General features: G+C 72.2%; 13 protein-coding genes. All 13 read right to left on the reverse strand.

Translation table 11 applies throughout. From position 1 onward, the window contains the following. Positions 1-4 precede the first annotated feature (4 nt). Positions 5-487 (reverse strand): hypothetical protein, encoded by a 483-nt coding sequence (locus D1350_RS08735; protein WP_125775603.1) that lies wholly within the window; start codon positions 485-487, stop codon positions 5-7. Positions 488-951: 464 nt separating this feature from the next. After that, complete coding sequence (locus D1350_RS08740) at positions 952-1,611, reverse strand: hypothetical protein (protein ID WP_125775604.1); 660 nt, start codon at positions 1,609-1,611, stop codon at positions 952-954. Between the two features lie 153 nt (positions 1,612-1,764). Further along, on the reverse strand, positions 1,765-5,889 hold the full coding sequence (locus D1350_RS08745) for a LysM peptidoglycan-binding domain-containing protein (protein ID WP_125775605.1): 4,125 nt from the start codon (positions 5,887-5,889) through the stop codon (positions 1,765-1,767). Further along, complete coding sequence (locus D1350_RS08750) at positions 5,886-6,359, reverse strand: pilus assembly protein TadG-related protein (protein ID WP_125775606.1); 474 nt, start codon at positions 6,357-6,359, stop codon at positions 5,886-5,888. Before D1350_RS08750 ends, D1350_RS08745 begins: the two co-directional genes overlap by 4 nt. Continuing rightward, positions 6,356-6,808 carry a TadE/TadG family type IV pilus assembly protein gene (locus D1350_RS08755; protein ID WP_240643972.1) on the reverse strand — a complete coding sequence of 151 codons (453 nt, stop codon included), beginning with the start codon at positions 6,806-6,808 and terminating at the stop codon, positions 6,356-6,358. The genes D1350_RS08750 and D1350_RS08755 overlap by 4 nt, the downstream gene beginning before the upstream one ends. Continuing rightward, complete coding sequence (locus D1350_RS08760) at positions 6,805-7,230, reverse strand: TadE/TadG family type IV pilus assembly protein (RefSeq protein WP_125775607.1); 426 nt, start codon at positions 7,228-7,230, stop codon at positions 6,805-6,807. The genes D1350_RS08755 and D1350_RS08760 overlap by 4 nt, the downstream gene beginning before the upstream one ends. A 77-nt stretch (positions 7,231-7,307) precedes the next feature. Beyond that, positions 7,308-7,577 carry a hypothetical protein gene (locus D1350_RS08765; RefSeq protein WP_125775608.1) on the reverse strand — a complete coding sequence of 90 codons (270 nt, stop codon included), beginning with the start codon at positions 7,575-7,577 and terminating at the stop codon, positions 7,308-7,310. 89 nt (positions 7,578-7,666) lie between these two features. Beyond that, a complete protein-coding gene (locus D1350_RS08770; protein WP_125775609.1) occupies positions 7,667-8,587 on the reverse strand; it encodes a hypothetical protein in 921 nt (306 codons plus the stop codon). Position 8,588: 1 nt separating this feature from the next. Then, positions 8,589-9,470 carry a type II secretion system F family protein gene (locus tag D1350_RS08775; RefSeq protein WP_125775610.1) on the reverse strand — a complete coding sequence of 294 codons (882 nt, stop codon included), beginning with the start codon at positions 9,468-9,470 and terminating at the stop codon, positions 8,589-8,591. Beyond that, positions 9,467-11,080: a TadA family conjugal transfer-associated ATPase gene (locus tag D1350_RS08780; RefSeq protein ID WP_125775611.1), complete on the reverse strand. Its 1,614-nt coding sequence runs from the start codon at positions 11,078-11,080 to the stop codon at positions 9,467-9,469. Before D1350_RS08780 ends, D1350_RS08775 begins: the two co-directional genes overlap by 4 nt. Beyond that, positions 11,077-11,880 (reverse strand): hypothetical protein, encoded by an 804-nt coding sequence (locus tag D1350_RS08785; protein WP_125775612.1) that lies wholly within the window; start codon positions 11,878-11,880, stop codon positions 11,077-11,079. Before D1350_RS08785 ends, D1350_RS08780 begins: the two co-directional genes overlap by 4 nt. Before the next feature lie 3 nt (positions 11,881-11,883). Beyond that, positions 11,884-12,576 carry an SAF domain-containing protein gene (locus D1350_RS08790; protein WP_164545085.1) on the reverse strand — a complete coding sequence of 231 codons (693 nt, stop codon included), beginning with the start codon at positions 12,574-12,576 and terminating at the stop codon, positions 11,884-11,886. A gap of 374 nt (positions 12,577-12,950) precedes the next feature. Further along, positions 12,951-13,847, reverse strand: coding sequence for a sigma-70 family RNA polymerase sigma factor (locus D1350_RS08795; RefSeq protein WP_125775614.1), 897 nt, complete (start codon positions 13,845-13,847; stop codon positions 12,951-12,953). Positions 13,848-13,896 lie beyond the last annotated feature (49 nt).

A 13,896-nucleotide genomic window follows, 5' to 3' on the forward strand; every position in this document is an offset into this window, starting at 1 on the left:
ACGGTCAGCGGGAGAGAAGAACCTGCAGCTCTCCGATGGTGACCGGGGTGCTGTTGGTCTGCGGCGGGACGTTGATCGAGCCGCGCTGACCGCCACCCCGCCACTCAACCGTCCAGTAAGCAGTCGCCGACAGTGTGAAGTTTCCTGGGTGCTGGTTCAGGTTTCCGGGAATGCCACACGTCGGCGACGGGGAGGCGTTGTTGCGGCCGTCGTACGGCGTGCCCGCTGCGTTGGCGCCCCGGCAGGTGACGGTCGCACGAGCGATGCCGGAGTCGCGGTCGGTGAGGGTCCACGTGATGCGGTCGAGGGTTCCCGTGGCTGTGACGGAGAGGCCACCGTCTGCGGCCGTTCGCGTGATGGGGCCGACCGTGTTGTCCGCGGGGTTCGCGACCCAGAGCCACATGGGGAGGCCGATGACGCCCATGGCACCGGGCTTTGTTGACGTGCTCGGCGGGGTGCTGCCCATCTCGCCCATGGTGAGTTGCATCTGGGCGACGGCACGACGCGCGAGTTCTTCCGGACTCGGGCCTGCTGGCGCCGCCGCGGCGGACCAGTAATACGAATGGCCAGCACATGATTCAAGGTCCGCGGCGCCTACACAGGGAAATGGCGTGCACTCAAGGATCGACCCGTCGGTATTCCCATTCCATACCGGCTCATCCGTACCTGGCTGGGGATTTGCCGTTCGAATGTAGCACCGGCCGTCCCAGGAGCCATACGCACCGGCACATGGGATCTCCTGCGAACCATAGTGACATACGCGTGGACCTCCACCGCCTCCGCCCCCAGGCCCCTCCGCGCCGCCACCTTCGCCGTCTTCGCAAATGAGGCCAAATGTGCCGTCAGGCTTAAGGTACTCAATACATCCGGGCGGTGGCGCGACCGAAGCTTGGGCGAAGGGGGCCGTGACCATCGTTAGCGCGACGAGCACGACAAGTGTTGCGAGCCGAGTCAACATGTCCTCTCCGCACGCCGAACCTCTTCATTAACAGTCCACTCGCTGCGCAACCCCTGGTGAGCCATCTTGTATGAGATTACATATCGCGTGGGAGTTGCCGCATCGCGTGGAACCTCGGTCCCATCAGCAAGAAACGATCTAACACTTTCAAAGTCGACGCATGCATCGATCGCCACGACTTCAAGTCCTTCATCGGACGGTTCGTATCCGGTTACAACCAAGGACTCCACACGCGCTGCGCCGGTAGAATAGTCACCCGCCTCAGCACTTCGCTGGTACACGCGACTAATGGCGCGCCAAACCTCTGGATGTCCGTAGAACTGACCGAGTTTGGTCTCCCAGTCCGCGTACCCCGCGTTCGCCACCTCCGCCGTCGTGGCGTAGTACTCCACCAGCCGCGCCTTCGCCTCAGCGATGTTCCTCGCCTTCAGCTCCTCTGGCGTCGTCGGCTCCGGCGACGGCCCCGACACCTCGAGCGGCGTGGGCGACACCGACGGCGACGGAGAGCTCGGCGGCGGAGCCGGTATGGCCCCGAGGCCTTGCTCGCTGTCCTCGCCCAGCAGGGACCCCACTCCCACGGCTACCGCGCCGGCCACCACGAGGGCAGCGACCACAGCGACCACGCGCAGCGGCGTCACGGTCTGCGACGGCATGGACAACTCCTTCTGGGTCGGTCAACCCATCAAGGTTCAGACGGAAACGGGGTTCCGGCAAGGCGCCGCTGTGATAATTCACAACATCTCACCAACAGCGGACATGGGCACCCCAGGGGTTCAGCCAAGTGTCGGCCAACAGCCCCGCAGAGTTCACCTGCCCCGCGCGCGCCTTCCCGCCAGCGCGTGCATCTCGGAGATGAGCTCCTCGGTCTCCGGCTCGGGCTCCAGCTCGAGCTGCTCGAGGTGGTCCCGCAGCCGGTCGACGAGCCGACCCACGGCGTCCACGCGCCCGCCTGCCCATTCTGCCCGGATCCCGTTGCGCCACGAACGCTCGTCCACGGGGTCCACGAGCCGCCCGACCCGGGACGCCTCCCGTGCGAGCGCCACGTCACCCGACGCGAGCGCCCGACGCGCCACCTCGTGCGCCACGTCGACCACCCCTGCGGTGATCTCCTGCAGCAGCGTCTCCGCCCACACGTACTTGCGCGCGGGTGCATCCTCGAACGGCCTGCCGCGCACCAGCGACAGCGCGTTGAGCAGGTCGTCCATGGGTGCGGTGGTCACGTCCGGTCCCACGAGCTCGCAGAACTGGTCCCAGTCGGTCGTGACGCCGCGCAGCCGGTAGCCGGCGGACTCCTGGTCCACCTGGGCGCCGTCGTCGGACGACCAGTACCGCGGCAGGTGCTCGTACCCGTACGCGTCCACGCCCATCCAGCGCCGCGCCCGAGACACCGCGGACCGCCGCGTCGCCAGGTTCGGCTCGCGCGAGGGCCAGAGTGACCGGGAGATGTCCGCGCCGCGAGCCCCCGGGTTGAACGCGAGGTAGGCCACGAGCTCCAGGGCCTGCCGCTGGTGCGACGCCGGCAGCGGCGTGCCCTGCACCCCGGCCAGCTCAACAGTCCCCAGCACCCTGACCACGGGCGTGCGCGCGGGCTTGGGCTCCACGGGAGGCGTCAGCGGGTCGAAGTCCCCCGACCCGAGGCTGCCGCCCGCACCGGGTCCACCGTCCCCCGCCCCGCCGGCCCCGACGGGCGCGGGAGCAGGCTCCCCCGTCGGACCGTCGGCGAGCGCCATCGGCGCCGCGACCGGACGCTCTGCCAGGTCCACGCCGCCGCCGAAGGCGCGGCGTGCGGCCGCCCCGACGGGCACGGCCTGGACCTGGATGTCCGCGATCCGCGGCTCCTCCGGTGCGATGTGCCGACCCCACTCGGGACCGGGCACCGCCTCCGGGTCGGCGAGCAGCTCGAGCGCCTGCGCATACGTCGCGGTGTCGAGCTGCTGCGGTCGCAGAGCGATGTACGCGGGCACGAGCACCCCGCGCGTCGTATCTCCTCCGGTCAGCTCACCGGTCAGGTCCAAGACCCACTCCCCCAAGTCGGCACTTGATGTCACAGCGGCGATCCCCACGCCCGGGACCCTGTCGACCAGGGCCTCCAGCGCGGTCCTCTCAGCGGTCCCCAGCCGCTCCCCCACGAGCAGGATCTCCGGCGTCCACGCGTCCATCGCGAGCCCGCGCCCCCGGGCGTCGGCCACGCTGTGCGCGCCCACCTGCGAGAGCGTGCGCTCCACGTCGGCCGCACGGGCCTCCAGCTCGCGCACGATCCCGGCGAGGCTCGGCACGTGCCGCACCCGACCGGTGTCGACCACGCCCGGCAGGTCGCCGAGCGCGCCCACGACCGTGACCTGCAGGTCGTCGGCCCAGAGGCTCGTCGCCAGCTCGATCGCGAGCGCGGACAAGGTCGCCTGCGCGGCCTGGTCCGTCCCCCGGATGTCGAGGCACGCGATGTTCTCCAGGTCGAGCAGGAGGTGGGTGTTCTCGTCGTCGTGCCCGATGGTCACCAGCGACGGGTAGGGCGCGTCGCCCGCAGCCTTTGTGACGAGCTCGTCGGCCTCTTCAGCCGCGAGCTGCCACACGTACCGGTCCGCCGTGCTGATCCAGGGCCGCGGAAGGTCCGCCGGACGGTCCAGGTACAGCTCCAGGAACTCGCCGCTCTTCAGCCGCGCCACGCGGACGCCCGGCAGCGCGAGCCCGCGCTCCCGGTGCCACTGCGCAAGGCTCCGCAGGGCGAGGTCCACCTGCTCCCGGCCGAACGGGTCCTCCACCGCTCGCAGCTGCTGCTCGAGCGCGGCGACCGGCGATCCGTCGGCCGGCAGCGCCAGACGCTCGCCCGCCTTGCGCCGACGTCGTGCCTCCGCCCGCCGCGCGGCCACCAGCGCCAGGATCCCGGCCGCCAGCAGGCCGCCGATGCCGGTCACGGTCCGGATGTCGACGATCTCCTCGAGCTCCTCCGCGAGGTCCGCCTCGGCGAGCGCCGCAGCGATCGCAGGGTCGGTGGGCTCGGGCTCCGCGGCGGCCTCGCCCGCGGCCTCACCAGCCCCGCGCGTGGTCTGGTCCTGCGCCGCCACGGGCGGTGCGGACTCCACAGCCACCTCGGGCACCCCGGCCAGCTCCTGCTGCCCGACGACGTCCCCCGCTCCAGGTGCACCACCCTCCTCGACCGGGGGTGCAGCGGGCGCGGCCTCGACCGGGGCCTCCTCGGTGATACCACCGGCCTCGGCCTCGGCAGACACCTCGGGACCCGCGGCGGACGTGGTCTCTGCCGTCGGCGCGGACTCGGTGGTGGTCTCGGTCGCGCCCTCGGTCGCGCTCTCGGGGACTGCGGTGTCCTCGGGGGCAAGGTCGGACCAGGGGTCCACAGGCTGGAGGGTCGGCTCGCTCGCGAGGTCCTCGGGCGTCACCGCCGGGTACTGCGGTTCCTGCGCCGGCTGTGCCGCGACGGGACCGGGCACGTCGAGCGCCTCGTTCGCGCCGAACACCGACGCCTCCGGGTAGGGGGCCGTCGGGAAGACGCTGGGCGTCTCGGGCGCGGCCTCCGCCGGCGCCTGCTGGGGCGCTTCGGCGATCTCGGGCGCGACGACGGCCCCCGGGGCAACCTGCTCAGCAGGCGGCACCTGCTCGGCGGCAGGATCCTGGGCGGGCGCGGCCTCCGCCGGCGCGGACTCCTGGATCTCCGGCGCGGACAGGTCCGCCTCTGCGACGGGCTCCTCGGTGGCACCCCCCGGCGCCTCCGCTGCCGGGGCGCCGGTGCCCGCGGCGGTGCCCGCGGCCTCGCCCGCGGCCTCGGGCGCCGCCTCCGGAGCGGCTTCAGGTGCCGCCTCCGGAGCGGCTTCCGCCTCCGGTGCACCGTCCGCAGGAGCAGGTGCCACGTCGGCGGGAGCAGACTCAGGCGCCGGCGTCACCACCGACGCCCCCTCCGCAACCGCAGCGGTCGCCGCAGCACCCGGCACGGTGATGTTCCAGCCCGGCCGGATCAGGTCGGGATCGGTCAGCTGCGAGCCGTCCGGCTGGACGGTGCCACGCGACGCCTCGTAGAGCTCGGGGTACTTGGCACCGTCGCCGAGCTCCTCCTCCGCGATCTCCCAGAGGGTGTCGCCGGACTCGACGGTGTGGGTGCCCCCCTCCGACACGGCGCCGGACGCGGGAACGACCTCAGCGGCCGGAGCAGCGCCGACGGCGTCCGTGGGAAGCGTCAGCACCCAGCCCGGCTCGATCCAGTGGGACCCGTCGAGCGACGCGCCGTCGGCCTGCGCCACCCCGTAGTTGAGGTTCGCGATCTCCTTGAAGCGCGTCCCGTCGCCCAGGGTCTGCGCGGCGATGCGCCACAGCGAGTCGCCCGGCTTCACGGTGTACGTGGCAGGTGCCGAGGTAGGGGCGGCAACTGCCCCCCGGCTCGCGACGTCGCCCCCCGTCGTCGCGGTCGCTCTCCCTACCTCGGCGGTCATGTCTCCCCCCGCCTCGGCGAGGGAAGAAACTGAGGTGAGCTCTGCCGTCGGGCCGCCTGTGGCGGCCGGAGCGGCGAAGGCCGGACCCGCTCCGGGTGCGGAGACGAGCATGAGCACCACGGCACCGACGAGGACGGCGGCAGCACGCTGCTGCATCCCCAGGCCCGCGAGGCGGGGCGAGCGCACGCCGCGCGCCGCGGCGACGACCTCGATCAGGACGGCGACCGTGAAGGTCAGCCACGCGAGCCAGCCCACCACCTTGACGAGGCCGAGCAGCACGGCGCCGGTCACGTCGGGCGTGCTCAGGGTGGCGACGACGCTGTCCCACGTGACCGGTCCGGTCAGGATGGGGCCGCCGAAGAACCACAACGCAGCCGGGATCCCGGCCACGAGCACGAGCAGGACCAGTGCTGCGGCGAGGCCGCGCGCCAGTCGCGCGCCCAGGGAGGGCGGGACCTGAGGCGTGGTGTTGTGGGTCGAGGTGCTCATCATGGGGCCTCCTCCCCGATACCGCGGACTGCTCGGGCCTCGGCGGTCGCCTCGGCGGTCAGCTGGTTGATGCCGATCATCGGCAGGAACCTGGTCTGGTAGGTGACCTGGGCACGCACTGTGACCGTGGCGCCGTCCACCGTGACGACGTTGCCCTGCACGCCCGCGGCCGCGAGGTTTGCGTTGGCGGCGTTGATGGCCGCCGCGGGATCGATCCTCGGGGCGTCACCGTTCATCGCGGCGGCGATGCCGATCTGCTGCGCGGCGGCGCGGGCCGCCTGCTCCGCCGCGTACTGCGCCTCGTCGTTGGCGTGCAGCTTGCCGCCACCGTCCACGACGAGGCCGATCGCGATGATCAGCGCGGGGATCAGGCCGGCAGCGAGGATCGAGACCTCGCCACGCTCGTCCCGGGGACTTCCCGGATCGGGCTTCCGGACGCCGGGCCTTCGGAACTCGCTCGACCACCGCTTCATGACCGCCCCCTGTATGCGTCGAGCACCGACGTACCTGTCGCCGTGATGGTCCGGCTGCCCGGCACCCCGGGCAGGCCCAGGTCTGCGAGCGGCACCACGCACGCCACCGTGACCTGGACCGTTCCCGTCTCTCCCAGCGGGAGCTGGAACGCTTGCGTGTTGGGCTGCACCGTCGTCCGGGCGCAGCGGACGTTCGAGTTCGCCAGCGTGGTGGTGGCGGTGGTCTGCGCCTGCGCGGCGGCCACGGCCGCCGTCCGGCTGATCGACGCCGACCGCGCGGCCTCGTTCGCCGCCGACTGCACCACTCCCTCGGCCAGGATCAGCCGCCCGGCCATGATCAGCATCAGCCCCACGAGGAGCAGCACGGGGAAGATCACCGCCGTGTTCACCGCGACGTTCCCGGTCTCGTCGCGGCGCCCCGCCCGCACGCTCACCGCCCGCACGCTCACGGCGCACCCGCCGAGGTGAACCGCTCCACCGGGCCGGTCGCGGTCTGCACGATCCGCAGGCCCCGGAGCCCGGGGACGATCGACGGCGCCAGGCCCGAGACGGTCGCCGTCGCCTGGGTTGCGCCCCGGTCCACCGCGACCTGGACGCTCGCGAACACGCCGTCCCCGGCGCGAGCGATCCGCGCGGCCGCCTCCCGGTGGCCGGCCTCGGCGCTCCCGCCCTCGACCCGCGCGGCCTGCACCGCGCCGTTCGCGACCGACTGGGCCGTGTTCTGCGCGTGGTAGTAGATGACTCCCTGCACCATCCCGAAGACCAGCAGCAGCACGATGGGGTAGGTGATGACGGTCTGCAGGGAGGCCGCCCCTGCCTCGCTATCCGCACCCCGCGCAGGGGTCGTCCCAGGGCGAACGCGCTCGTTCATCCTGTGACCTCCTGCTGCTGGGGTGGCTTCTCGATCGTCGGGACTCGCTCACGTGCTCGGGGTGGCGCGGCGCCGCGTCAGAGCTGCGCCATGTAACGGTCGACCAGCGCCTTGATGGCGATGCCCAGGGCTGTCACGATCCCCAGCCCCACCACCGACAGCACGACGACCTCGATCGACTCGAGCCCTTCGTCCTCTCGCGTGCCTGCGCGGCGCGCGGCCAGTCGCCGGCGCAGCTCGGCGCTGCGAGCGGCGATCCGCTCGGCCACGGCCGAGCCGGCTCCCGCGGCGCGCAGGTGTGCCCGGGCCGCGGCCCGGGAGGCAGGGTGCAAGGTGGTTCGAGACATCGCGACTCCCCGTTGTGCTGTCAGGTTCTACAAATGGACAGTCACACGTTCGTGTGACACGAGTACCAGAACCGATGAGACCGGTCTGGTCAAGGGGCTTGGTCAAACATCGTCACGCCGATAGGGAAGATCAGCATCAAGAAGTACACGAAAACGGTCAAGGTCCCTGGAACGGTCATTCGTACCGTGGCGTCGTGGGCGAGCTGCTGCTCCACGTCGAGCTGCGCGTCCCGCATGGCCGACGCCTTCGACTGGAGCTGGTCGTGGATCGCCGAGCCCTGCGTGCCGGCCAGCTCCACGATCGACGCGACCTCGCCGAGTGCGTCCACCCCGGTCTCGGCCCCCAGCTCGCGCAGCGAGGTCCAGGGCGGCTGCCCCTCCCACCTGCCGCGCTCCAGCGCGGCGGCGATCCGGCGGAACGGCCAGCTCCGGGCCACCTCGGCAGCGGCGAACGTGGACTGCGTGGCGCCGGCACCCGAGATCCGCTCGATGGCGATGAGCTCCAGGTACGTGGAGACGGCCCGCGTGAACTCCTGCCGCGCGCGACGCGCCTTGGACCGCGCGTCGAAGTCCGGCAGGAACCAGGCCGCGAGCGAGAGCACGAGCGACGCGCCGAACGGCACGGAGATCGGCAGCCCCAGGTTGAGCAGCCCGGCACACAGACCGAAGAACGGCACGGCGACCAGCGTGATCGTCGCGCCGAGCGCCTTCTCGCCGTAGTGGTCGGTCGCGGTCTTGCCGATGAGGTCCAGGTCGGACGCGGTGGGCCCCAGGCGCCCCAGCACCGAGTACGGCAGCTTCCGCTGCGCCCAGGCTCCGAAGACCTGGGTGAGGTGCTGCACCCGGGTGGCGTCGCCGTCGTCGGACATCGTGATGGGGGCCACCTGGTCGGCCCCGCTCAGGCGGTCCAGCGCCGACTGGAGGCGCGGCAGGCTCGGGGTGAGCTCGCGGATGACGAGCAGCAGGCCCAGCCCGCCGACGACCCCGGCCGCCACAGCGATCATCCACATCTCAGGCCCCCTGTTCCGACGCCGGCAGGAACCGCGGGATCGGCCGCCCGAGGGAGATCTGGCGCATCCACATCAGGCAGCCGCAGTACAGCGCGAACAGGACCACCGCGATCACCTGGCCGATCGGGGTGTCGTAGCCGTCGAGGTACCCCGTGGTGGAGGTGCCCGCCAGCACGAGGAGCGTCACGATCGTCACCCACCGCACCGTCGCGCGGCCCGAGGCCCGCTCCGTCTCGATCTCGCGGCGCGCCCGCGCGTGCGCGGAGAGCGACTCCGCGAGCTGCCGCAGCGCGGGCGCCACAGCCCCCGTCCGGTTGTCCGACTCCAGGATGAGGGCGGAGGCGATGAGGTCTGCGGAGTAGTCGTCCATCTCGTCGGCCCAGCGGTGCAGCGCCGGCTTGATCGGCTGGCGGGCCTCGAGCCGCGCTACCAGCCGCGCGAGCGCCGGGCGGATCGACGGCGAGGCCGACGCGAGCGTGGCGGCGATGCCCTGCTCGAGCCCCACCGCGCCGCCGGACAGCACCCCGATCAGGGAGCGCACCCAGGCAGTCAGGTCGGTCATCTTCTCCACGTCGGCCGACGACGTCGTGGTCCGGAACAGCGAGGGCAACCCCACGAGCAGCACGGGGACGATGATCACCAGGGACCACCAGCCGGTCACCAGTGCCACGACCAGGCCACCGCCCGCGCCGATCAGGAGCAGCCGGCGCTGCGGGTAGAGGGGACCGTCCTTGTCGAGGCCGACCAGCCGGATCAGCCCGGCGAACGGCGGCCCGCTCCGCTTGGGCCTGGGCACCTCCTCCCGCTTCTGGACCCCGACCAGCACGAACCAGATGCCGAGGCCCACCCCGAGCCCCGCGAGGACCGCCATCAAGGTCGTCACAGCGCAGCCCCCCACAGCCCCGCGCGATAGTTGAGCAGCGTGGCGTCGAAGCCCACACGCTCGAGGTCGCCGACGAACGTCGGGGTGTGGCCCGGCACTGCCCGGCCGTCCTCCCCGGGCGCGAACACGTCCGTCACCGAGACGGGGTTGCCCTGCTCGCCGCGGTTCACCTCGATCACCTCGGACACGTAGCGCACGCGGCGGCCGGTGGTCGGGTCGATCTCGACCCGCAGGAACACGATCAGGTCCACGGACTGCGCCACCTGCCGGTATGCGTACGTCTCCGACAGCGTCGAGTCCTGGACGGCCATACCGACCAGACGCTCCACCACGTCGCGCGCGCCGTCGGCGTGCACCGTCGAGAGGGACCCGTTACCCATCTGCATCGCCTGGAACATGGAGACGATCTCGGGCCCGCGCACCTCTCCCACGATGACGCGGGAGATGTTGTGGCGCAGCGACTCGTACACGTTGATGTTGGTGTCGATCTCGCCCACGCGCCGCCCGGTCACGGACATCTCGCCCGACCCCTCACGAGTCCGGAGCGCGACCACGCGCCGGTGCTTCTCAGGCTCGAGGTGCAGGTAGAGCTCGTAGTCGGTCTCGATGGTGGCGACAGACTCCCAGGGATCCAGTGCAGCGCACAAAGCGCGCAAAAGGGTCGTTTTTCCTGATCCCTGGCCCTGTCCCGACACCACGATCGACTTCCGCGCCCGGACCGCCGCCCCGAGGAACTCCTCGAGCACCGTGTCCACGGTGCCGGTGGTCCGCAGCACCCCGAGGTCCACGGCCTGCAGCCGCTGGAGCCGGATCGTGACGCGCGGCCACGGCACCACCCAGCCGACGGCGGCGAGGCGCACGCGGCCGGGCAGGTCCAGGTTGAGGAAGGGGTTGGCCCGCGTGAACGACCGCTCGTTCGCCGGGTCGCGCGACGCGAGAAACTGCAGGAAGTCGATGAGCTCGGCGTCCGAGTCCGCGATCGGGTCGGCGTAGCGGCGCGACCCGTCGCCCATGAGGAGCAGCACGGGCTGGGTGCCCGTGATCTCGATGTTCTCCACGTCGGGCGTGTCGATGAGCGGCTGCAGGCGGCCCAGCCGGAACAGCGCGTCGAACAGCGCGCGCGTGATCTCGACCTGGAACTCGGGCGTCCACGGGCGCTGCCCCGCGTTGAGGAGCGCGTCGTTGTGGTCGCGCACCACCTGCTGGATGAGCTCCTGTCCGAGCGCCTCGCGCGCGTCCTCGTCCAGCTCGCGGGCGGCGAGCGCCGTGGTGAGCCGCTGCGACACCTCGCCGCGCAGGGAGGTGACCTGGGCCCAGAACTCGCGGTCGCGGGTCCCCCTGCTCTGCCCGACGCCGGAGCTCACCCTGGTCTGGGCACCCACCCAGGGCGACGGGTCTGGTCGGGTTCCTCCTGCGGGCGGCCAGGGCAGCGGGTTCCCGCCGCCCGGCGTGAGGTCGCGCCCGCCGATCCCTGCGGGAAGGTCGGTCGGCGAGGCCGACCCGGCCGCGGCGCCGTCGGGCATCGTGGTGTGGCCGTTGGTGGGCTCCTGGAAGAGCGGGAGGCCGGACAGCTCGGGCGTGCCGTTGCCGTCGGGTGGCTGCTTGCTCATCGCTGCTCCTCTCCGAGGGTTCCCGTGGAGAAGCGGGCCCGGCGCTGCTCGACGCGCTCCGTGATGCGGCTGATGACAGGGCCCGCGGACTTGACCAGGGCGGAGGCTGACCAGCGGCGCCCGGGTGGGGCGCCCACGGCGAGCACCTCGGCGTTGACCGGGTCCCAGGCGATGGTCCCGGCGTCGGCGAGGCCCAGGGTGGAGCGGATCTCGCCGGCGTCGTACGGCCGGCCCGGGCCGATGGTGAGGACCGACAGGTTGGTGAGCTCCTTCGCCGCGGCGTCGACCACGGAGGTGCGGGCGCGGACGAGCTCGCGGGTGATCGCGATGTCGGGAAGCCGGGAGCCTGTGGTGACGATCAGCTGGTCGGCGAGACGCAGCAAGGGCTCCCGGTCGTCGCGTCCCGCACCGATTCGACCGAGGTCCACGAGAACGTCCATGCCGCCCCGCTCGAGCGCCACCAGCTGGTTCGCGAGCGCGCCCCAGAGGTTGGAGACGGCCGGGGCGAGGTGCGGGCCGACGAGCCCCGGGAGGAGCTTCTTGTCTGCAGAACCACCGATCAGGGGGATGGTCTGCGCCCAGAGCGACGGCTCGAGGTCACCGTGGCTGTGCGCGATCGCGAGCGGTCCCACTCCGCGGTCGTGGGCGAGCTGACCGCGGAAGTACCCGGCGAGCACCGAGGAGCCTGCCACGTCGGCCTCCACCAGCAGCACCGGCCGCGGCCACTGGAGGGCCAGCAGAAGGGCTGTCGTGGTGGTGCCGGGTGAGCCCTTCGCGTTCGCGAGTGCGATGAGGGCCACGGGTCACCTGGTCCCGACAGTGGTGCAGGCATCGCTGCCCGCCGCGTCGAGCAGGAGGGCGACCCGCCCGGTGGCGGCCCGGGCGGCGAGCGGTGGCGCGTCCGCCTCCGCCACCTCGACGTCCACGACCGTCTGCTCCACAAGACCGACGGGCTTGGTGCCGACCACCGTGGCGCAGATCGCGAGCGGCGTCTCGATGGGCGGCTCGCCTCCGGTCACGGGCGTCTCGACGATGCGGACCAGGTCGCCGGGGCGCAGCTCTGTGGTGGGCATCTGGTGGGGTGCCAGCGCGACGCCGACGACGGACATCCCGCTCGACGCGCCCACCTTCGTGTCGAAGGCGCCCTCGGTCAGGAGCTGGCCCTTGAGGAGGTCGGTCGTCGCCACCTGGCCCACGACGTCGGGTTCCTGGCCCTCGGAGATCGGCAGCAACGTGGTGGGCCCGAGCGGCAGGTCCACGATGACCAGGTCACCCTCGGTGATCACCTCGCCGCGGGCGACGGGCGCGTTGACCGCCAGCACCTTGCGGGTCTGCCCCAGGCTCTCCGTGAGGAAGACGCTCGCGAGCACGCTGACCGCGACGAGAGCGAGACCCAGTGCGACGAGCGCGGGCCGGCGGCGGGCTCGCGTGGGCTTGGCGGGCGCGGGCGGCGCCGGCCGGGCGGCGGCGGAGACGGTCCGCTGAGGACCGCTCACCGCCGGCCACTGCCCGGAGGCCGGTTGCCGGCCATGTCTCTCGCCCACGCTTGTCACTGCGTCCCCCTCGATCTCTGTCACTGTTCGTCCCCTGTACCCGTGTGCCGTCCGCGGCGCAGGTCGTACTGCCCCGGTGAATGGGCATCATCACCCACCGCAGGCAATCTTCACGCACGCGGGCGAACCCGGCAGGTTGAACGGTAGTCACTGCGGGCGGTGCCCAACAGGTCAAGAGCGGGTCAAAGAGTGTGGAGATTGGTGGGCGGTGGCGTGTCCTTCCTCGCGCAGAGCGAAGGGGTCCCCCCTTCCCCAGGGGACCCCTTCACTGCGGGACGTTCCGGCGGGGTCGCCCGCCGGCGTTCGTTGCCCGCCTGTCAGCCGGGCGACCCCCCAGACGAACCGCCCGACTGAACAGCCTCAGCGAGGCGGCGAACCGCCCGGCTCGCCCGCTGGCGCAGCGCCGCGTGCGAGATCCCGAGCTCCTCAGCCACCCGCTTCTGATAGTTGCCCCGCCCGGTCGCCAGCTCGGCGTACTCCGGCAGATCGGGGTCCGGCGCGTAGAGCCGCGCCAGGAGGGCCGCCTCGTCGCGGGACAGGACGTCGTGGTCCAGGCCCCAGGCGATGACGTCGAGCACCTCGCCCGTGGGGCCGAGCGACGCGCTCGCGAGCGAGTAGACGGCGGCCGGCACGTCGTCACCCAGCGCGGGGCGCTCGAGGTAGGTCAGCACCTCGGTGTCTGTGGGGATCTCCTCGACCTGGGGGCCGCGGCTTGCGCGCGAGCCCTGGGCCCACGGCGCACGGTCGCCCACCACGCGGGTCAGCGTGTGGCCCTGCAGCCGCATCGCGACGCGGTCCTCCCGTGCGAGGTCGTAGGAGGTGATCGCGTCCCACATCGCCGCGGCCGTCTCCTGCTCGAGGTCCTGCACGTCGGGGTAGTGGCGCCGCGAGCGCCGCACGATGGTGCGCACCGCGGGGAGCATGCACTGGAGCACCGCGCGGCCGGCGGCGAAGCTGCCGCCCGCGTGCTCGGTGATGAGCGCGTAGAGGATCTCGTCCGCCTCACCGGCAGCGAGCCTTACCGACCGGCCGTCGCGGAGCGACGCCAGCTGGGGGTACCGCGCGACGAGACGGTCGAGCTCGACGGCGAACGACCGCGTGCCGCACAGGTCGGCCCAGTCGTGGTCGAGCTCGGCCATCAGGGTGCCGGCAGAGGCTCCGGTCCGGGTGGTGACCCGGCTGGTGGTGCGGGGCGAAGGCATGCGTGTGGGCATGGCGATCTCCTCTCGTGTCCTCCCGACCTTTTCGGGGAGGTGTTGCCCG

This window comes from Antribacter gilvus (assembly GCF_003946865.1).
Taxonomy (GTDB): Bacteria; Actinomycetota; Actinomycetes; order Actinomycetales; family Cellulomonadaceae; genus Antribacter; species Antribacter gilvus.